Below are 20280 nucleotides of genomic sequence, written 5' to 3' on the forward strand. Positions count from 1 at the left end.
TTGTCTTACCCGAGCCCATGCATGCAGTGTGGAGCCTGCCGCCCGATGACAGCGACTACTTGGCGCGCTGGAAAGCCATCAAGATCGCCTTCGCCAAGACGCTACCGAAGACCGAAGAGCTGTCCGCGGTTCGAGCCGCCAGGGGCGAACGGGGCATCTGGCAATGGCCGGCACGACACCCCTGGCGAACAATCCGGGAAGGGGTGATGTTGCGTTGCAAGATCTGACCCCTATAGTTTTTTTGACCCCTATAGTTTTTTGACCCCTATAGTTTTTTCAACCTGCTCCGCAACGCCCTGCATTACACGGAACGCGGCATGGTGCGTCTCGTCCTCGAGGACGGCGGCTTTCGTGTCGAGGATACCGGTGTTGGCATCCCGGCGGTGGGGGCAGCTGCTCCCAGGTTCGGCTGCGCGAGCCATCTTGACGTTTTTTTTATATTGATTTGACGTCGCCTTGATGCCTTACCCTTTAGATTGGCAGGCACCGCCTTGGAAGTGCTCGTCATCATGCCAACGCGTAGTCTCATCCAGTTCGACTTCTCGCGCAAACGTGACCGCGAACATGCACAGGGACATCTGAAGTATCGGCCCAGCCTCGCCCACCGCCTTTCCAACTGGCGCAATATGCAATTGGCCCGCAATGCTCTCATGCGTGCCGGCGATCCTGCTCTGGCCCTCGACCTGACGGCCGGCCGTAATTCTGGCCGTCCCAACTCTCTATCCGCATGTGATACCTGAAAGTAATTGTCGGGACATTGCTCCAATCGTTACGGAATAGCCGCGTCCCCGCCCCCCATACATGTCCTCCGCCTGGCGCTGTGCCAGCAGCACCATGTCCTGAGGCAATTGACCGATGAACATCAGAGTCGATAAATCCGAAGAGGCGCTGTCTGCCGCCGCCATCATGGGGTTAGTGGTGCTGCTATGCTTCTGGGGGATCGACGATATCCCATTTCTCAGCGTCAACGAAGCGCGCCGCGCAGTAACCGCCCGCGAAATGTACGAGAGCGGTCAATGGCTGCTGCCATACATGAACGGCAAGCTATACCTGGCCAAACCCCCGCTATTCAACTGGCTGACGTTGCTGCCGACACTGCTTCTCGACACGGTGTCAGAGTTGGGGCTGCGCTTGCCTTCGGCCGTGTTCGCGCTGTCTTCCTGCTCCGTTGTTTATGTCCTGGGCAAACACTTGGGCGGGCGACGGGTCGGTCTGTACGCAGCGATGATCCTGGCGGCCAATACCGGCTTTAGTCTGTTCGCCCGTCGCGCGGAAATCGAGATGAGCCTGACCGGGCTGAGCCTACTGTCCCTGCTGGCTGCGTGGCACTACTGCGTATTCCGACCCATCGTGACCGCCCATTCCGAGAAGGGTGTGACCGGTGATTCCGAGGTCGTGACCGGCGATTCCGATTTGATCGTGACCGATTTGGGCCGCCGTCGGAATCACCGGTCACGTTGTCGGAATCGTCGGTCACGATCAAATCGGAACGGCCTGTGCGGCCAGCGTGGCAACCACCTTTGTCACGGCTACCCTTGCGCGCTTTGCACGGAGCGAGGGGATGCCGGCGGAGCGGATTGCCATGCACAACATCAAGGAGCTGTTACGGCTCAAGTACGACTGCGCGCTCTCGCATGAGCGCATCGCGCGCGCGCTGTCGATTTCCAAGGGCGTCGTCGCCAAGTACGTGAAGGCGGCTGAGGCCAGCGGCGTGAGCTGGGCCGAACTGGCGGCGGCCGACGAGGCGCGCCTGCGCGCACTGCTGGGCGGGACGCCGCGTCCGCGCGGGACGGCGGTGGGCTACCGGATGCCCGATCTCGCCGGCGTCCATCAAGGCCTCAAGCGCAAGAACGTCACGCTCGCACTGCTGTGGGAGGAGTACGTCCAGGCGACGGCCGGGCCGACCTACCAGTATTCGCGCTTCTGCGACCTCTATCGGGACTTCGCCAAGGGGCTCAAACGCTCGATGCGCCAGGTGCATCGCGCCGGCGAGAAGCTCTTCATCGACTACGCGGGCGACACGGTGCCGATCGTCGACGCCGAGACCGGCGAGATTTCTCGGGCGCAGATCTTCGTGGCCGTGCTCGGGGCCTCGAACTACACTTTCGCCTGCGCCACGGCCACGCAGTCACAAGCCGACTGGCTGGGGGCGCTGGGGCGGGCGCTGCGTTTCATCGGCGGCGTGCCCGAGCTGATCGTCCCCGACAACACCCGCTCCATGGTCGGCGAACCGGACCGATACGCGCCGCAATTGCAGCGCACCACTGCCGAGTTCGCCCAGCACTACGGCGTGGCGATCCTGCCCGCACGCCCCTATAAGCCGCAGGACAAGAGCAAGGTGGAGGTGGGCGTACAGATCGTGCAGCGCTGGATCCTGGCGCGGCTGCGGCACCGGCGCTTCTTCTCGCTGGCCGAGCTCGACGTGGCCATCGCCGAGCTGCTCGAGGATCTCAACGCACGCCCCTTCCAGCGCCTGCCGGGCAATCGTCGCAGCGCCTTCGAGACGCTCGACCAGCCGGCGCTGCGTGCGCTGCCCGCCACGCCGTTCCAGTTCGCCCAGTGGAAGAAGGCCAAGCCCAACATCGACTATCACGTCGAGTTCGACGGCCACTACTACAGCGTGCCCCACGCGCTGGTCGGGCAGGTGCTGGAGCTTCGCGTCACGCTCTCGAGCATCGAGTGCTTCGCCGGCGGACGCCGCGTGGCGGTGCATGCCCGCAGCCACCGGCGCGGCGCCTTCAGCACGCTCACCGAGCACATGCCAGCCTCGCACCAGGCCCACCGCCAGTGGTCGCCCAGCAAGCTCATCGCCTGGGGCGCCACGGTGGGGCCGCACACCGAGCGCGTGGTCGCCTTCCAGCTCGAACGCATGCCGCACCCCGAACAGGGCTACCGCGCCTGCCTGGGGCTGATGCGCCTGGCCCGCCAGTACGGCAACACACGGCTGGAGGCCGCCGCCACCCGCGCCGTCGCGCTCGGGGCGATGCGCTACAAGAACCTCGCCTCGATGCTCAAGACCGGGCTCGATCGCGCACCGCTGCCGGCGAGTGCGCCGCAACAGGCCGAACTCGCCCTGCCCGATGCGCACGCCAACCTGCGCGGTGCGCACTACTACCACTGATCCGCAGCGCCGTTACGCCGTAACGGCTCGACCCACCCCATTAACCACCCGCACCGGAGAAACCACGATGCTCACCCACCCCACCCTCGACCAACTGCGCGCCCTGCGCCTGGAGGGCATGGCGCGCGCCCTCGAAGAACAACACGCCCATCCCGCCATCGAGGCGCTCACCTTCGACGAGCGCCTTGCCCAGCTCATCGACCGCGAGCTGCTGCTGCGCGACAGCAAGCGCATCGAGCGCCTGCTCAAGGCCGCCCGTATCAAGGTCGGCGGCGCCTGCCTGGAGGATGTCGACTACCGCGCCGGGCGAGGGCTCGAGCGCAGCCAGTTCGCCGCGCTGGGCACCTGCCACTGGATCCGCCAGGCGCAGAACTGCCTGATCACCGGCCCCACCGGCAGCGGCAAGACCTGGCTCGCCTGCGCACTCGCCAACGCCGCCTGCCGCCAGGGGCTGTCGGCCTACTACGTGCGCCTGCCGCGCCTGTTCGAGGAGCTGCGCCTCGCCCACGCCGACGGCAGCTTCAGCCGACGGCTCATGCAGTTGGCCCGGCTCGACCTGATCGTGATCGACGACTGGGGCCTGGCGGCGCCTTCGGCGGCCGAGCGCAGCGATCTGCTCGAGCTCCTCGACGACCGGGTCGGCAGCCGCTCGACGGTGATCACCAGCCAGCTGCCGATCGAGCACTGGCACGCCTACCTCGGCGACCCGACCTTCGCCGACGCGATCCTCGATCGCATCGTGCATGCCGCGCACAAGCTCGCCCTGAAGGGCGAATCGATGCGAAAGAAGGCCACGGCATGAGGCCGCGCGTGCTGTACGGCTTACCCACAGCCGGCCGCCCGCCAGCGTGTGAGGCGCGCTGGCGGCCGCCTGTGGATAAGCCTATGCCATGCCCCGAAATGACCGTGATCGTGACCGACGCGGTTAAACTCTGAACACCACGCTGGCGCGCACAGAGCACCGGTCACGTTCGTCGGTATGAGCGGTCACGATCGTCGGAATGCGCAGTGCCATCGCGGTTCGGTGTCGATCCGGGGGGCCAATTTGGAGGGGAAGTACCTCATTTTGATGGTGTGGGCCGATCGTCCAACGTGATCCTTCAAGGGCTGTTGATGTATATCAATTCGAAAGCGCAATATCTAAGTGTATATTGCGCTTTCGAAAACAAGCCCATGAGACCGCCGTGTTGACTCCCACATCCGTGAAAAAAGGCCTTGTCGTGCTCGCCGCCCTCGTCGCGACCGGCCTGGCGCATGCCGGCGAGGTGACGGTGTCTGCCGCCGCCAGCCTGACGAACGCCTTCAAGGACGTTGCCCAGCGCTATGAGGCGCAGCATCCCGGCTCAAGGGTCCTGCTGAATTTCGGCTCCTCCGATGCGGTGCTGCAGCAAATGGCCAAGGGGGCGCCTGTCGATGTCTTCGCCTCTGCGGACCAAGAGACGATGGACATGGCAGAGGCGCAGGGCTTGGTTGTCCGCGGGGAGCGGCACGACTTTGCCCGCAATGCCCTCGTACTGGTGGTCCCAAGTGACAGCAGGCAGTCCCTCGGCCGCCTGGACGACCTGATGCAGCCCGCTGTGCAGAGGGTCGCTATTGGCAACCCCGCGAGCGTTCCCGTCGGCCGGTATGCCAAGCATGCGCTGGAGGCGGCCAAGCTGTGGTCCGACGTTTCGTCAAAGGCGGTCAGCACCCAGAACGTTCGCCAGTCGCTCGACTACGTGGCGCGTGGCGAGGTGGATGCGGGTTTTGTCTATGCAACTGACGCGGCGGTCATGAAAGACAAGGTGCGTGTGGCTTTCGAGGTGCCGCTGGATGTCGCGATCGCGTATCCGATCGCGCGGACGGTGGGGAGTACGAACGCCGAGGAAGCCCAACGATTCGTTGCCTTCGTGCTGTCGCCGACCGGGCAGGCGATCCTTGGCAAGTATGGCTTCCAGAAGCCGTGAGCCGGGTCTCGATAACACATGGAGTCGGCATGGACGGCGCTGGCCCTCTCATTGAAGGTCGCCGGCTGGGCTACGGCGATCGACCTGGTGCTAGGCGTTGCCGTGGGTTACCTGCTGGCGCGCACGCGCTTCCCCGGGCGAGATCTGCTCGACACGCTGCTGACACTGCCAATGGTGATGCCTCCGACCGTGCTGGGCTATTACCTGCTGGTGATGATCGGGCGGCGTGGCTGGCTGGGGGCGTGGTTGCACGAGCAGTTCGCGATCAACTTGATCTTCACTTGGCAGGGCGCGGTGATCGCGGCCTCCATCGTGGCTTTCCCGCTCGTGTTCAAGCCCGCCCGCGCAGCCTTCGAGGCCGTGGACGGGCAACTGGAGCAGGCTGCGCGGGTGCTGGGTATCCCCGAGGTCGCCGTATTCTTCCGCGTCACCTTGCCGCTGGCGTGGCGTGGCATCCTGGCCGGCTTGCTGCTGGCCTTTGCCCGTGCACTGGGCGAGTTCGGAGCGACCTTGATGGTGGCCGGCAGTATTCCCGGCAAGACACAAACGCTGTCGGTGGCGGTATACGAAGCGGTCCAGGCCGGACAGGACGATACCGCCAACCTGCTCGTGCTCATCACTTCGGTGGTGTGCGTGGTGGTGCTGCTGGCGGCGGGGCGGCTTGCTCCCGGCCGCGTTGCCAGCCGCTAGGGAGGCCGCGCGATGCAGCTTGACCTAGACGTTCGCAAGACCCTGCGGTCCGGCCAGCGGGTGTTCCATCTCGATGTACGTCTTCAATCCAGCAGCCAACGTATCGTGATCCTAGGCCCGTCCGGTTCGGGCAAGAGCCTGACGCTCAAGGCCATCGCTGGCTTGCTGCGCCCGGATTCTGGCCATATTCGCCTTGACGGGAAGGTACTGTTCGACGCTGCAAAAGGCATTCATCTGCCGCCCCAGGGGAGAGAAGTGGCCTACGTCTTCCAAGACTACGCCCTGTTTCCGCACCTGACCGTGCGGCAGAACATTGCCTTTGGGCTGACGCGAGGGTGGTTCAACCCGCTGGCGCATGTCCGGCACGAAACGGTCGAGTACTGGCTGGATGCGTTCCAACTCGCCCATCTCGCCCACCAGTTCCCGGTTGAACTGTCGGGTGGGCAGCGCCAGCGCACTGCGCTGGCACGGGCCTTGGTGGCGAGACCGCGCGCCCTCCTGCTGGACGAACCTTTCGCCGCACTCGATCCGACCTTGCGCATTGCGATGCGCGAGGAGTTGGGAGAACTCCAGCAGCGGCTGCAGGTGCCGATGGTGCTCATCACGCATGACCCGGAAGACGCGGTGGTCTTCGGCGATCACGTCCTGAGCCTGCAAGACGGGCGCTTCGCCGTCGAGGCCGGGGAAGGGGCGCTGGAGGTCTTGCATGCGTGAGCCGCCCATTCGGCTTCGCCACCTGAACAGCGGCCAGGGGAAGGTGTCGCCACTTTTTTTTGCCAATCGTTATATATAAGTTGCTATTGCGAACCAAGGGAGAAATATTGATGTTCAGGCCACCGAGAAATCCATCCTTTCCACGAACGCGACGGGCTGCACTGGCAACGGCCGTTGCCGTTGCGAGTGGCTGCACGGCGGCATGGGCACAGGAAGGGCGCGGCGCAACGCCGTTCGAACTGGGCGCCATCCAGGTGACGGTTCCGCGCCTCGCTCTCGGCGAGATCGCGCCGGAGCAAGTCTCCTCGGTGGTCACGCGCGAGGACATCCAGACGTTCAACCGCGAAACCGTGGGCGAAGCCGTCAATCTGCTCTCCGGGGTGACGGTGTCGACCAACTCGCGCAACGAGCAGACGGTTTACCTGCGCGGCTACGATCCGCGCCAGGCGCCGTTGTTCATCGACGGTATCCCGGTCTATGTGCCCTATGACGGATATGTCGACTTTGGTCGCTTCGACACCGGCGACCTCGCCGCGATACAGGTCGCCAAGGGGTTCAGCTCCGTGGCCTACGGCCCCAACACGCTGGGCGGCGCCATCAACCTGATCTCGCGCAAGCCGGGCAAGGCCTTCGAGGGTGACGCGAGCATCGGTTTCGGCGAGGATGGTGCCCGCCGGGCGGCGGTCAATCTCGGCAGCAACCAGGGCGTCTGGTACGTGCAGGCCGGCGTTGCCCATCGCGAAGCCGATGGCTTCAGGCTGTCCGACGACTTCAGGCCGACCGCGACGGAGGACGGCGGCCGGCGCGACAACGCCTACTACAAGGACAGCAAGGCCTCGTTGAAACTGGGTCTGACCCCCGGAGGCGGCGACGAATACGCGCTGACCTACATCAAGCAGGACGGCGAGAAGGGCCAGCCGCCGTCGACCGACCCGACCGCCGCGCGTTACTGGCAGTGGCCATACTGGGACAAGGAGAGCCTGTACTTCGTCTCGCGCACCGCGTTGGGTGCGCATGAGACGCTGAAGCTGCGCCTCTTTGCCGACTGGTTCGACAATGAGGTGAACAGCTACACCGACGCGACCTACGCCATGCTCAAGACGAGCGGTTCCGGCAGCGTGTCCACCGGCCGCAGCATCTATCACGACAAGACTCATGGCGGCGCTGTGGAACTCGAGTCGCGGCGCTTCGAGGGCCATCTGGTGCGCTTCGTCGCCCAGACGAAGAGCGACCGGCATGAGGAGCGCGACGGTGACGATGCCCTGGGCGCGGATTTCGAGGACACCCTGCGCTCGCTGTCGGTCGAGGACGGCATCTCGATCGGTGACAAGACGTTGCTGTCAATCGGCCTGGCCCATCACGAACTCGAACCGGAAAAGGTGTTCAGCAGCGGTGGCACCTTCACCCTGCCGCGTCGCCAGCGCGCCACCGATGCGCAGATCGGCCTGTTCTACGATCTGACGCCAACGGCGCGACTGTACGCGACCGTGGCGGAGAAGACCCGCTTGCCCACCCTCAAGGATCGCTACTCCATCCGCCTGGGCCGTTTCATCGAGAACCCGGACCTCGAGGTCGAACAGGCGCGCAACTACGAGATCGGCTACCAAGGGCAGCCCTGGGCCGGTGCCCAGGCGGACGCCGCGATCTTCTGGAGCGATATCGAGGACAAGATCCAGAGCGTCAACCTGAATGGCGCGGCCAGCTGCAGCGCCGCCAACCAATGCCAGATGCAGAACGTCGGAAAGGCGCGAATCAAGGGCATCGAGCTTGGCCTCAAGACACCGCTCGGCGCACGCTGGGAGATCGGCGGCAACGCGACCTGGATGGATGTGGAGAACGTCAGCGATCCAGCGACAAGGCTGACGAAAATCCCGGAGACGAAGGTCATCCTGCATGCGCTGTGGCGGGCCGCGGCGGCGGTGGACATGATCGCCTTCGCCGAGCATGACAGCGGCCGCTGGGCCAGCGACACGGTCAAGCTGGACGGGTTCACCACGCTGAATCTCAAGATGGTCTGGCGACCGATGAAGGATCTGTCCGCCGAGCTGCGGGTCAACAACGTCACCGACCGGAACTACGAACTCGAGGCGGGCTTTCCTGCGCCAGGGCGCATGTGGTTCGCCAGTCTGGACTACCGGTTCTGAGGACGGACGATGGCAACCTTGACAGCCCATGCCGCCGGGCCGGCCCTCTCGCCGACCAACACCAGCCCCATCGCCGCAATCGTTCATCTCGAGCACGGCGTCGCCGACGGCGTCCTCGCCGACTTTGCCTTTGCCCTGCGCCAGGCGGGCCGGCGGGTCCGGGGGGTGGTTCAGCAGTCCACGGGCGGTACGGGCAAGGAGGCGACGATGCTCGTCGATCTCGACCAGGGAACTCGCTTCCCCCTCTTCCAGCGCCTCGGCGCGGGCGCCGGCTCGTGCAGCATCGACCAGCACGGCGTGGCTGCCGCGAGCGTGGTCCTGCGCGGTGCGCTCGATGCGGCCCCCGATCTCGTCGTGGTCAATCGTTTTGGTGCGCTGGAGGCGGCGGGCGAGGGATTTGCCGACGAGATGCTGGCCCTGATGAGCGAGGGTATTCCCCTGCTCACCGTCGTCGCCGAAGCCTATCGATTCGACTGGCAGCACTTCACCGGCGGCGCTGGTGTGGAACTCGACCCGAGCCGGGAGGCGCTCGATGCCTGGTTCGCCGGCCTGCAACGGGGTAGCGGCCAGTGAAGCGGCGCGACCTCTTGCGTGCACTGGCCATCGCGCCCTGGCTGGCCTTGGTGCCGGCAGGGGCGCGGGCAAAGGCCGGTGTCGGGAGCACAATCGCCGCTGCCTACGGCACCCTGCCGCCGCCGCAGGCGATTCGCCGCGTGTTCGCCGCCGGCGCGCCGGCCAGCGTGCTCCTGAGCGTGCTCGCACCGGAGAAGCTGATCGGCTGGCCGTTCAAGGTGTCCGAAGAGGCGCGCGCCTGGCTGGCGCCGGTGGTGCGCGCGCTGCCGCAGGTCGGCCGCCTCGCCGGTCGCGGCAGCACGGCGTCGAACGAGGCGCTGCTGCAAATGAAGCCGGACGTCATCCTCGACGTCGGCACCGTCGACGCGACCTACCTCTCCGCCATGCAGCGAGTGGCCGAGCAGACCGGATTGCCGTGCCTGCTGGTGCAGGGACGCATGGCCGACCACCCGGCGCAGTTGCGCGAGGTCGGCCGACTGCTCGGCGTGGCGGCGCGCGGCGAGCGCCTCGCCGCCTGGGCCGAAGAGACCCTCGCGCTGGCGGAGCGCGCGCGCAACGAAGTGCCGCCCGGGGCGCGTCCGCGCGTCTATTACGGGCGTGGCGGCGATGGCCTTGAAACCGGGCTGGACGGATCGATCAACATGGAGGCGATCGAGATCGCCGGTGGCCGCAACGTCGCCGCCGAGTCGGGGCGCGGCGGGCTGACCAAGGTGTCGCCCGAGCAGATCCTCGCCTGGGATCCGGAGGTGATCGTCACGCAGGATCGCGAGTTCGCCCGTGGCGTGCTCGCCGATCCGCTGTGGCGTCCGGTCGCCGCCGTGCGGGCGCGTCGCGTGCACCTGGCGCCGAGCCTTCCGTTTGGCTGGCTGGACGGGCCGCCGGGTGTCAATCGCCTGGTCGGTGTACGCTGGCTGATCGAGCGCCTCCATCCCGGCCGGGCGGGGGGCGAGGCTGCCCTTCAGACGGCTGCCCGCGACTTCTACCGCTTGTTCTACGGCATGGAGCCAGACGGGGCGGGTCTCAGCGCCATGATCGGCGGCCCGGCATGAATGACGCTCCAGACCTTTCCCGTGGCCCGTCCACGCACGGAGCCGGTGTCGCCGCGGCGGTCAACGCTGGCGCGCCGTGCCGCCCCGCGGCGGCTTGGCTGGCGGGTGCCGCCGCGTTGCTGGCGGTGCTCGCCGTGGCCTTCGCGACCGGCAAGTTTCCGGTGGCACCGGCCGACCTGCTGCGTGCGCTGGTCGCGCGCCTGTCCGGCAGCGAGTCCGGCTTGCCCGAGGCCGTGGAAACCGTCATCTGGAACATCCGCCTGCCGCGCGTCGCCGCCGGTGTCGTCGTCGGCGCCGTGCTAGCCGCAGCGGGCGCCGCCTACCAGGGCATGTTCCGCAACCCGCTGGTGTCGCCGGACATCCTCGGGGTCTCCGCTGGTGCCGGTCTGGGCGCCACGCTCGGCATCTACCTCGGCCTGCCGCTCATCTTCGTGCAGGTCGTCGCCTTCGGCGGCGGCATCATCGCCGTCGCCATCGTCTACCGCCTCGCTTCGCTGGTGCGGCGCCATGATCCGGTGCTGGTCCTGGTGCTCGCCGGCGTCGCGCTCGGTGCGCTGCTTGGCGCCGGCATCTCACTGGTCAAGATCCTTTCCGACCCGTATACGCAGCTGCCGACGATCACCTTCTGGCTGCTCGGCGGACTCAACCAGGTGATCTCGCGCGACCTGGCGACCACCGCGCCGGCGATGCTCGCCGGCTTGCTGCCGATGGCGCTGCTGCGCTGGCGCATCAACCTCCTTGGCCTCGCTGACGAAGAGGCGGCAGCGCTCGGGGTCGACGTCGGGCGCCTGCGCCTGGTTCTCGTCACCGCCGCAACGCTGTCGACCGCCGCTGCCGTCTCGCTGGCCGGTATCGTTGGCTGGGTCGGGCTGGTCGTGCCGCATGTCGCGCGCCTGCTCGTCGGCCCTGACTTCACCCGCCTGCTGCCGGCCTCGCTCATGCTCGGGGCCGGCTTCCTCGTCGCGACCGACACGCTGGCCCGGACGATCGCGCCGATCGAGCTGCCGCTCGGCATCCTGACGGCGGTGGTGGGCGCCCCTTTCTTCCTGTGGCTGTTGGCGCGCACGGGGAGGCCGGCATGAGCGTTGCCATCGAGGCCTGCGATCTTGCGATCGGCTACCACGGCCGCCGCGTCGGCACCGACATCTCGCTCGGCATCGACAAAGGCGAGGTGCTCTGCCTGCTCGGCCCGAACGGCAGCGGCAAGACAACGCTGTTCAAGACACTGCTCGGCCTGCTGCCGCCGCTTGCCGGCACGGTGCGCGTACTCGGCGAGCCGGTCGCTGGCTGGTCGCGCGCGGCGTTTGCGCGCAAGGTCGGCTATGTGCCGCAGGCGCATGCCGGCATCTTTCCGTTTACCGTCGAGGACATCGTGCTGATGGGCCGCGCAGCGCGCATCGAGCGCTTCGCCACTCCGTCGCGGCATGACCGTCAGCTCGCTGCCGACTGCTTGGCAGCACTCGGCGTCGCCCACCTGCGCCAGCGCACCTACACCGAGATCAGCGGCGGTGAGCGGCAACTGGCGCTGATCGCCCGCGCGCTGGCGCAGGAGCCGGCGCTGCTGGTGATGGACGAGCCGACGGCCAGCCTCGACTTCGGCAACCAGGTCCGCGTGCTCGAACACGTGTGCCGTCTGCGCGAACGCGGCATTGCCGTGCTGATGTCCACGCACCAGCCGGAACACGCGCTACGCGTTGCCGATCGTATTGCGCTGCTGGCACCGGGCCGGCTGGTCGGCATCGGTGAGTCGTCCGAGGTGGCGACGCCCGCTGCGCTTGCCGCGCTGTACGGCGTCGATGCGACCGCCATTGCCGGCAGCCTGCCATCGATTCCACTCCGGCTGCCACGCCGTCCTGCCGAAGAGAACGCCCCATGAGCATCGCCGCCATCGATTTCGGCCGCCTCTACCGCGACCACCATGCCGCCGCCAACCGCAACCCGAAACCCGCAAGTGTCTGGGACGTCCGTGCCGCCGAGATGAGCGACAAGGTGCACAAGAGCCGCTATGTCGAGGACTTCATCGGCCGCATGGATCTTACCGGTGCGCATTCGCTGCTCGACGTCGGCTGCGGGCCCGGGACCATCTGCCTGCCGCTCGCCGGCCGGCTGCAACGTGTCATCGGCCTCGACTTCAGTCCGCGCATGCTCGATGCCTTGCGCGAAAACGCAGCAGCGCTCGGGCACGACAACGTCGAGGCCCTGCAACTGGCGTGGGAGGACGACTGGTCCGCCGTGCCCGCGTGCGACATCGTCGTCGCCTCGCGCTCGACGACGGTCGCCGACATGGAAGCGGCGCTGCACAAGCTGAACGACAAGGCCAGGCGCCGCGTGTACCTGACCCATCTCGTCGGTGGCCGCTTCATCGACCCGGCGGTGATCGACATCATCGGCCGAGACCTGCCGCCGTTGCCGGACTATGTCTACATCGTGAATATCCTGTACGGGATGGGCATCCATCCCCGGCTCGACTACATCGAGCATGAAGGCCGGCTGGCCGGCGCCACCAGTTTCGACGAATTCGCCCGACGTGTCTCCTGGGCGCTCGGCGAGCTCTCCGATGACGAGCGTGCCCGCCTGCGCACTTGGCACGGGCGTGTCGCGCCGAGCCTCGGTGCTGCTGGGTCGCCGATGCGCTGGGCATTCATTTCCTGGGAAAAGACATCGCGATAGTTGGCAGGCGTCAGTTTCAGACCGCTCACGCCGATCGCTATACACAAGTTGCTATTTCGAGACCAAAACCGATGAACGACCTGCTGGACCACCTTGACACCTCCGCAGCGGCCCGCGATCTGGCTCCTGTCGAGGAAGGCCTGCCCGCCGACTGCAACACGCGTGATGTGCTCGACCTCTATCGACGCTCCGCCGATCCCCGTGTCGCCCCGGCCATCTTCCGCCACGCCGCAGACCTGCGCGACCGCCATGTCGGCCGCAGCCCCTGGTGGTCGGCCGGCGTCTCGGCCATCGTGCCGTGCGAGCTTGAGCCGCTGTGCACCTACTGCACCTTCTTCAGCCGCAAGGCGGTGGCAACCAGCGACATCGTGTCCGCCGTGCGTGCCATCGCCGACCTGGGCATCCGCCATCTTCACCTGTCCGGCGGCACGCGCTTGCCGGTGAAGGGCGAGCCGATCAGCGGCTACGACCGCTACCTGGTCGACCTCGTCGTCGCCATCCGAGATGCAGCCGATGTCGAGATCGAGGTCAATGTCGGCCCATCGCTGACGCGCGGCGGGGTCCGCGCGCTCAAGGAGCTTGGCGTGGCCGCTGTGACCAGCTCGCTGGAGGTGCTGAACGCCGAACTGTTCGCGGCATTCAAGCCGGGCGACAGCCTGAAAGGGCGAATCCGCCTGATGGAGCTGTGCGAGGAAGAGGGCATGCCTATCCGCTCGATGATGCTGGTCGGCCTCGGTGAAACGGACGCGGATCGCATCGACCACCTGTTGTTCCTGCGCCGCTTCTCCATGCTTCGCCACCTGCGCCTGTCGCGGTACATGCCCTTCCCCGGTACCGCGTCCGGCGGCGTGCGCTGCTCGCCCTGGCCGGTGGCACGCCTCACGGCGATTGCGCGCCTGCTCTATCCGACCCTCGATCTCGGCCTGGCGGCCGGCAACGATCCCGACGACATGGCCCTGTGGTGGCTTGCCGGCGGCGGCAACCAGGTCATCGGCGCCACCGCGTCGATGAAGGACCCGCGCGGCAAGGCCGGCGGGGAAGCACGTGCGATCCCGGTCGGCGAGCGTGTCGTGGTGCACGACAACATGGCCCGGGTGACCCGCTATCTCGGCGAACTCGGCCTGACTCCGAGCTTCGCTCCCCAGTCTTCCTGAAACCAACCGATGGAGTCCATCTTGCGTACCCGCATGCGTTCCCCCTTGGCTGCCGCCGTCGCCGCGCTATGCGCGGCCGGCCCGGCTCTCGCCTCTGACGCCACGCTCACCGAAGTGGTTGTCACCGGCGCCCACGAAGCCCCCCTGACACAACCCGATCCGCAGCCCTGGGCGCACAGCCAGGTCTCGCGCGAGGGCGTCGCCATCCTCGGCGGGCCGGCGCAGACCAACCCGTACCGCCTGCTCGACCTGATGCCCTCGGTCAGCGCGGAGTCGGCCGATGCCTATGGCTTGAACTCGCGCGGTGGCCGCAAGCTCAACCTGCGCGGCAAGGGTGACTTCCACTTGACGCGCAACATCGAGGGCGTGCCCCTGTACGGCATCGTCGGCAACAACGACCTGTTCGACCTGGAGAACGTCGCCGGCTTCGAGCTCTACCGCGGAGGCATGCCCGCCAACGCCGGGCTTGGCGTGTCCAACAGCACCGGTGCGCTCGACATGACGCTGCGTCGCCCCGAGGAACTTCCTGGTGTCGAGATCCGCCAGGGCTTCGGCTCGGACAACTTCCGCCGCACCTTTGCCCGCATCGACAGTGGCCGGTTCGGCCCGGCGGATACCGCGCTGTTCGTGTCGGCGTCGGACATGGAGGCCGACAAGTGGAAGGGGGCTGGCCAGACGCCCGGCGCGCGCCGCAACTTCACCGTGGGCCTCGCCCAGCCGTTCTCCAACGGGGCGCGCTTCGAACTGTTCGTCGCCTCCAACCACATCGAGGGGCACGACTACCGGGCGATGAACTACGCGCAGGTCCAGGACAAGTCCAACTGGCGCAGGTTCGACTACGACGAAGATCTCACCGCCGGCCGGCTTGCCCGATACTACGATTTCAACCGCAACGAGTTCGACGACGTCGGCGTCATCGCGAACCTGGTCCTGCCGGTCGGCGAGGCGGGACGTTTCACCCTTCGCCCGTACTGGTGGGACAACGACGGCTATTTCCTGTTTTCGTCGTCCGACACCAATGTCCGCCGCTGGGATGTCGAGCACGAGCAGAAGGGGCTGGTCGCCCAGTATGACCACAGGTTCTCCCCGGCGCTCGACCTCACCGTCGGCTACTGGTGGATGGACATGGAGTCGCCGCCGCCACCCGTCTACCAGAAGAACTACACGGCACAGGCAGATGGCAGCCTGACCTATGCCGGCTGGGCGCTGCTGTCGAAACATGGCAGGCACGAGTTCAACAGCCCCTTCCTGCAGCTGACAGGCCGCAGCGGCGCCACCACGATCTCGGGCGGCGTGCGCCTGCAGCAGCAGTCGCAGCCGTCGTTCTCCTACTACGCCACCGCCGGCCTTCCCGACGTCTCCTACGACGCGGTGTGGGCTTTCAACCCGGCCGTCGACCCCTGGATGCGAGTTTCCGGCAAGACCTACCGCGAGTGGCTGCCGAACCTGTCGCTGCGCCACGAACTGCGGCCCGACATGGCGCTCACCGCCGCCTACGGCCGGCGTATCGGCCGGCCCGACTGGGGGCCGGTCGCATCCACTTATAGCAGCAACAAGGCCAAGTTCGTCGCACAGAACATTACCCTGCAGGATGTCTTCTCCGGGCTGAAACCGGAGATCTCCGACAACCTCGACCTCGGCCTGCGCTACGAGGGGGAACGGCTCTCGCTCGCGCCCAACCTGTACTACGCCCGGACCCGCGACAAGGAGGTCAGCGTCTACGACCCGGGCGTGGACGTGACCTACTACCAGAGCGTCGCCAAGGCCGTCGGCTACGGCGCGGAGCTGGAGGGCAGCTACCGCTTCGACGGCGGGCTGTCGGCGGTCTTCGCCCTGTCCTGGAACCGCTTCGCCTTCGACGGTGACATCCAGGCCAAGGCAGGCGCCGTGACGGGCACCGACGGCAAGCAGGTGCCCAACGCGCCGCGCATGCTGGCCAAGCTGGGCGTCGACTGGCGCAGCGGCAACTGGAATGTCTCGCCGGTGGTGCGCTACGTTGGCAAGCGCTACGGCGACACCCTCAATAAGCAGAAGATCGACGGCTACTTCCTTGCCGACCTGCATGTCGGCTACCAATGGAAGAACGTCGCCATGCTGCAGGAGGTCGGCATCGGCCTGTCGGTGTTGAACCTGTTCGACAAGCGCTACATCGGCCAGATCTCCGCCAGCGACTTTGACCTCAATGCCGGCACGACCTACTACGCCGGCGCACCGCGGACGGCCGTGATGACCGTCAGCGCCAGGTTCTGAGGCCAACGTGAGCGGGCAGGTGGGTAGCATCGTCGATGGCGGGGGCCGGGTGGCCGGCCGCTGGCGCGGGTTGGGTTTCATCACGCCACTTGCGTTCGCGGTGCTGGCGAGCGCGGTGTTCTCGATGGGGTTCGGCCACTACCCGCTCGCCCCGTCGGAAGTGCTCGCGGTGTTGTGGGCGGCGTTGACCGGGACCGAGTCGGGACAACCGCCCATGGCGGAGACCGTCGTGCTGGCGGTGCGCTTGCCGCGCGTGCTCGCCGCCATGCTGGTCGGAGCCAGCCTGGCGGCGGCCGGCGCCGCCTACCAGACCTTGTTCCGCAATCCGCTCGCCTCACCGGCCATCCTCGGCGTCTCGTCTGGCGCCGGCTTCGGCGCGGCGCTGGCCATGCTGCTCTCGGGTAGCGCGCTCGCCGTGCAGGGTGCGGCCTTCGCCGGCGGCCTGCTGGCGGTCGGTGCGGCGATGCTCATCGCCGGGCGTCTGGGCAAGGGTTCGGCGCTGGTGATGGTGCTCGCCGGCCTGGTCGTGTCGGCCCTCTTCCAGGCACTCACCTCCGCACTGAAGTACGTCGCCGATCCGCTCGACACGCTACCGGCCATCGTTTTCTGGTTGCTCGGCAGTCTCGGCCGCGTCGGCACGCATGATCTGGCCTGGGCGGCGCCGTTCGCTCTGGCGGGCATGCTCGCGCTGTTCCTGCTGCGCTGGCCGACACAGGTGCTGGAGGCCGGCGACGACGAGGCGCGCACCCTGGGCGTGCCGGTGCGCGCGCTGCGCCTCGCGCTGATCGCCGCGGCGACGCTGATGACCGCCGCCGCCGTGTCGATCTCCGGCATCGTCGGCTGGGTCGGCCTGCTGGTGCCGCACCTCGCGCGCCTCATCGTCGGCCCGGCCTACGCCGCGCTGCTGCCGGCCTCGCTGCTGCTCGGCGCCGGCTACCTGCTGTTGGTCGATAACCTGTGCCGCAGCGCCTTTGCCGCCGAGTTGCCGCTCGGCATCGTCACTGCTGTGCTCGGCGCGCCGGTGTTCGTCGCCGTCCTGGCCAAGGCGAGGCGGACATGGTCCTGAGCGTGGCTGACCTCGTCTATCGCCGCGCGCCGAGCGAGGCGCCGGTGCTCGACGGCATTGACCTGTCGCTCGCAAGGGGCGAGATCCTGTGCCTGCTGGGGCCCAACGGCACCGGCAAGACGACCCTGCTGCGCTGCCTGGTCGGCGCACTGCGGCACGAGCGTGGCGAGGTGCGCATCGACGGCGAATCCGGCGTCCCTCCCCGGCGTCTCGCCCGCGCGCTCGCCTACGTGCCGCAGGCGGCCGGCGACAGCGGCCTGACCTTGCTCGATGTCGCGCTGATGGGCCGCACGCCGTACCTGCCGCCCCTCAGCCTGCCCGGCCGCCACGATGAGCGGGTCGCGCGCGAGGCGCTGATGCGGGTTGGCATCGCACATCTGGCACAGCGGCCGTTCAACCGCGTCAGCGGCGGCGAGCGCCAGCTCACGCTGATCGCCCGTGCGCTGGCCCAGCAGCCGCGCCTGTTCATGATGGACGAACCGATGGCCAGCCTCGACCTCGGCAACCAGGCCCGCGTGCTGCGCGTGATCCGCGATCTCGCCGCCGATGGCATGGCCGTCCTTGTCACCACCCACCAGCCCGAGCACGCGTTCCTGCTTGGCGCGCGCGTCCTCGCCCTGGCCGGCGGCCGCATCGCCGCCGCCGGTGCGGCGCGGGACGTGCTGCACGCGCACACGCTGACCGCCCTGTACGACACGCCGGTGGAGGTCATCGCCCATCGTGGCGCACCGGCGGCCTGCATTCCGCGCCTGTGAAAGGAGACTTGTGATGTTGTTCCGCTTCCTGCCGTTCCTGGTCGCTTTCGTCGCCGCCATCGCCCAGGCCGCGCCGCCGCGCGTGGTGGAGGACATGGCGGGCGACGAGGTTGCCCTGCCCGCGCGGGTCGAGCGTGTCGCCACCATTGGCGCGGTGCCAGTGCTCAACGGCCTCGTCTTCGCCGTCGGCGAGGGCCGGCGCATCGTCAATGGCCTGCCGGAGTTCGCCCGCAAGCCGCGCTGGGGCTACCAGGCGGTCTTTGCCCCGCACACTGCCGCGCTGCCCACGCTCCAGAACCACGACCGCACGCCGAACCTGGAGGCCCTGCTCGGCGCGGCGCCCGACGCGGTGCTGACCATGGATCGGGCGAGCGCCGACGCCCTGCGCCGTGCCGGCCTGCCGGCGCTCTACCTCGCCTGGCGCCAGCCCGAGGATGTGAAGACGGCGGTGCGCCTGCTCGGCCGCGTCTTCGACCAGCCGCAGGCCGCCGAGCGCTACGCCGAGCGCTTCGACCGCATGCTCGCGGACGTTGCGGCGCGCCTGCGCGACGTGCGGACACGACCGCGCGTGCTCTACTTCAGTCCGAAGACGCTGACGCAACCTCATCTGGTGGTCGAATGGTGGATCCGCGCGGCGGGCGGCGAGAGCGTCACCGACGACGGCCGCACCGTCGAATCGCGCAGCTTCACCCTCGAGCAACTGCTCGCCTGGAACCCCGACATCCTCATCGTCGCCAGCCACGAGGAGGCGGAGACGGTGCGCCGCGAGCCGCGCTTCGCCAACCTGGCCGCCGTGCGCGCTGGGCGCATCCTGGTGGCGCCCAGCGGCGCCCACACCTGGGGCAACCGCACCTCCGAACAGCCGCTCACGGTGCTGTGGGCGGCGAAACACTTCCACCCCGAGCGCTTCGGCGACATCGACGTCGTCGCCGAGACGCAAGCCTTCTATCACGACATTTTCGGCGCCGACCTCTCTGCCGCGCAGGTGCGCGAAATCCTCGATGGCGGCCCCAGGACGACCCTGGCCGCGCGTTGATTCCAATGCTATCGATACCAAGGAGCATGAAATGGACATGACCACGATGAAGTTCGATCTCGCCAGCCTGGAGGCTCCGCCCGCAGTCGCGGTGCTGGACCGCGTCGCCGGAGGGTTCAAGGCCTTCCAGGCCCTGCGCGCGGGCTACGGCAGCGGACTGTTCGACTGGCTGGACCGCAACGGGCCCGCCGAGCGGGCGGTCATCGCCACGGCCCTGAAACTGCGCGGCGCGCATCTGGCGGGCTTCCTCCAGTCCCTGGAGGACCTCGGCCTCGTGTCGCGCCAGGGCAGCGTGTACGCCCTGGTTCCCGAGATGCGCGAGGTGCTCGTCGCCGGCAGTGCCTGGTGCCAGGCAGCGACGATCGAGCGCCTTTTGGCGCCGGAATGCGGCTGGTCAGATCTGCGCGGCTTCCTGTCCGAGGACTGGACGGCGGCGAGCGTGCCCGTGTCGCCATCCCCAAGGCTGCACCCCTTCCTGGTGGAGGCGCGGCTTCTGGCGACCCGGCTGGCGGCGCGGGAGAGGGAACTGCGCGGTGGCGCCAAGCCGCGCCGCCTGCTGTGCTTCGATGGCGGCGGTGGCATAGCGGTGGCGGCCATCTGCCTTGCGCAACCCGGGTTGGACGCGTCCGTCATCGTTGCGCCGGGCGCCGTGCGGGAGGCGACGGAACTGCTCGACGCCTGCGGCCTGGCTGAGCGATGCGTTGTCCATCCCGGTTCTCCGCTCGAAATATCCGTGCCGGCAAGCTACGACCGCGTGGTGCTGTTCCACGCGCTCTACCCCTTGCGCAAGTCCATGGGTGACGCGCTTGCAGCCGTTGCCGCGCGCCTGGCGCCGGGTGGCGAATTGTGTTCGGCCCACTGGTTTTGCCTGGAGGCCTGCGAGACCGCGCCAGGTGGCCTGCGCGACCTGGACCGGGCGGTGCTGACCGACAGCCATCCGCTCTGCCATGTGGAGACCTTCGGCGAGCGATTTGTCGCGGCCGGGCTCGGCGACGAGGGGCGGGAGGACATAGACGGCCCCTGCGGCCACCTGAAGCTGCATTTCGCCTCTCGTGCCCTGGACCCCGTGGTGGTTTCACCGTACCTGCGCTGCTCGCGTTGCTGAGGAATGT

Annotated in this window: 21 protein-coding genes; all 21 read left to right on the plus strand. The window is 67.7% G+C overall.

The features are described 5' to 3' along the window. Nucleotides 1-17: 17 nt before the first annotated feature. The 21 genes from pbN1_RS09870 (at nt 18) to pbN1_RS09965 (ending at nt 20273) form a co-directional block, all read left to right on the plus strand. Nucleotides 18-227, plus strand: a complete 210-nt coding sequence (locus pbN1_RS09870) for a hypothetical protein (RefSeq protein ID WP_210147708.1) — start codon at nt 18-20, stop codon at nt 225-227. A 90-nt stretch (nt 228-317) separates the two neighbouring features. Next, nucleotides 318-449: a hypothetical protein gene (locus tag pbN1_RS20945; RefSeq protein WP_280516181.1), complete on the plus strand. Its 132-nt coding sequence runs from the start codon at nt 318-320 to the stop codon at nt 447-449. Nucleotides 450-491: 42 nt separating this feature from the next. Next, nucleotides 492-740 carry a hypothetical protein gene (locus pbN1_RS09875; RefSeq protein ID WP_169204125.1) on the plus strand — a complete coding sequence of 83 codons (249 nt, stop codon included), beginning with the start codon at nt 492-494 and terminating at the stop codon, nt 738-740. A 115-nt stretch (nt 741-855) separates the two neighbouring features. Next, on the plus strand, nt 856-1638 hold the full coding sequence (locus pbN1_RS09880) for an ArnT family glycosyltransferase (protein WP_210147709.1): 783 nt from the start codon (nt 856-858) through the stop codon (nt 1636-1638). Continuing rightward, complete coding sequence (gene istA / locus pbN1_RS09885; protein ID WP_169204294.1) at nt 1562-3121, plus strand: IS21 family transposase; 1560 nt, start codon at nt 1562-1564, stop codon at nt 3119-3121. Before pbN1_RS09880 ends, istA begins: the two co-directional genes overlap by 77 nt. 67 nt (nt 3122-3188) lie before the next feature. Then, a complete protein-coding gene (gene istB / locus pbN1_RS09890) occupies nt 3189-3923 on the plus strand; it encodes an IS21-like element helper ATPase IstB (protein ID WP_169204293.1) in 735 nt (244 codons plus the stop codon). Between the two features lie 382 nt (nt 3924-4305). Further along, the gene (modA, locus tag pbN1_RS09895) at nt 4306-5067 is read left to right on the plus strand and encodes a molybdate ABC transporter substrate-binding protein (RefSeq protein ID WP_244857233.1); all 762 of its coding nucleotides are present in this window, start codon (nt 4306-4308) and stop codon (nt 5065-5067) included. 18 nt (nt 5068-5085) lie between these two features. Then, entirely contained in the window at nt 5086-5757 is a 672-nt protein-coding gene (modB, locus tag pbN1_RS09900; protein WP_169203468.1) for a molybdate ABC transporter permease subunit, read from the plus strand. A 12-nt stretch (nt 5758-5769) separates the two neighbouring features. Further along, nucleotides 5770-6471, plus strand: coding sequence for an ABC transporter ATP-binding protein (locus pbN1_RS09905; protein WP_169203467.1), 702 nt, complete (start codon nt 5770-5772; stop codon nt 6469-6471). 110 nt (nt 6472-6581) lie between these two features. After that, nucleotides 6582-8615 carry a TonB-dependent receptor plug domain-containing protein gene (locus tag pbN1_RS09910; RefSeq protein ID WP_169203466.1) on the plus strand — a complete coding sequence of 678 codons (2034 nt, stop codon included), beginning with the start codon at nt 6582-6584 and terminating at the stop codon, nt 8613-8615. Nucleotides 8616-8624: 9 nt separating this feature from the next. Beyond that, nucleotides 8625-9188, plus strand: a complete 564-nt coding sequence (locus pbN1_RS09915; protein ID WP_169203465.1) for a DUF2478 domain-containing protein — start codon at nt 8625-8627, stop codon at nt 9186-9188. After that, nucleotides 9185-10237 carry an iron ABC transporter substrate-binding protein gene (locus pbN1_RS09920; protein ID WP_169203464.1) on the plus strand — a complete coding sequence of 351 codons (1053 nt, stop codon included), beginning with the start codon at nt 9185-9187 and terminating at the stop codon, nt 10235-10237. Before pbN1_RS09915 ends, pbN1_RS09920 begins: the two co-directional genes overlap by 4 nt. Further along, nucleotides 10234-11319 (plus strand): FecCD family ABC transporter permease, encoded by a 1086-nt coding sequence (locus tag pbN1_RS09925; RefSeq protein ID WP_169203463.1) that lies wholly within the window; start codon nt 10234-10236, stop codon nt 11317-11319. Before pbN1_RS09920 ends, pbN1_RS09925 begins: the two co-directional genes overlap by 4 nt. After that, nucleotides 11316-12113 (plus strand): ABC transporter ATP-binding protein, encoded by a 798-nt coding sequence (locus pbN1_RS09930; protein WP_169203462.1) that lies wholly within the window; start codon nt 11316-11318, stop codon nt 12111-12113. Before pbN1_RS09925 ends, pbN1_RS09930 begins: the two co-directional genes overlap by 4 nt. After that, a complete protein-coding gene (locus pbN1_RS09935; protein WP_169203461.1) occupies nt 12110-12907 on the plus strand; it encodes a class I SAM-dependent methyltransferase in 798 nt (265 codons plus the stop codon). The genes pbN1_RS09930 and pbN1_RS09935 overlap by 4 nt, the downstream gene beginning before the upstream one ends. 71 nt (nt 12908-12978) lie before the next feature. Beyond that, nucleotides 12979-14061, plus strand: coding sequence for a radical SAM protein (locus pbN1_RS09940; RefSeq protein WP_169203460.1), 1083 nt, complete (start codon nt 12979-12981; stop codon nt 14059-14061). A 21-nt stretch (nt 14062-14082) separates the two neighbouring features. Beyond that, the gene (locus tag pbN1_RS09945) at nt 14083-16311 is read left to right on the plus strand and encodes a TonB-dependent receptor (protein ID WP_169203459.1); all 2229 of its coding nucleotides are present in this window, start codon (nt 14083-14085) and stop codon (nt 16309-16311) included. 7 nt (nt 16312-16318) lie between these two features. Then, complete coding sequence (locus tag pbN1_RS09950; RefSeq protein WP_244857234.1) at nt 16319-17377, plus strand: FecCD family ABC transporter permease; 1059 nt, start codon at nt 16319-16321, stop codon at nt 17375-17377. Next, nucleotides 17368-18132: an ABC transporter ATP-binding protein gene (locus pbN1_RS09955; protein WP_169203458.1), complete on the plus strand. Its 765-nt coding sequence runs from the start codon at nt 17368-17370 to the stop codon at nt 18130-18132. The genes pbN1_RS09950 and pbN1_RS09955 overlap by 10 nt, the downstream gene beginning before the upstream one ends. Before the next feature lie 13 nt (nt 18133-18145). Continuing rightward, nucleotides 18146-19168, plus strand: a complete 1023-nt coding sequence (locus pbN1_RS09960; RefSeq protein ID WP_169203457.1) for an ABC transporter substrate-binding protein — start codon at nt 18146-18148, stop codon at nt 19166-19168. A gap of 31 nt (nt 19169-19199) precedes the next feature. Beyond that, the gene (locus pbN1_RS09965; RefSeq protein WP_169203456.1) at nt 19200-20273 is read left to right on the plus strand and encodes a hypothetical protein; all 1074 of its coding nucleotides are present in this window, start codon (nt 19200-19202) and stop codon (nt 20271-20273) included. Nucleotides 20274-20280: the final 7 nt, after the last annotated feature.

The organism is Aromatoleum bremense, assembly GCF_017894365.1.
Classification (GTDB): domain Bacteria; phylum Pseudomonadota; class Gammaproteobacteria; order Burkholderiales; family Rhodocyclaceae; genus Aromatoleum; species Aromatoleum bremense.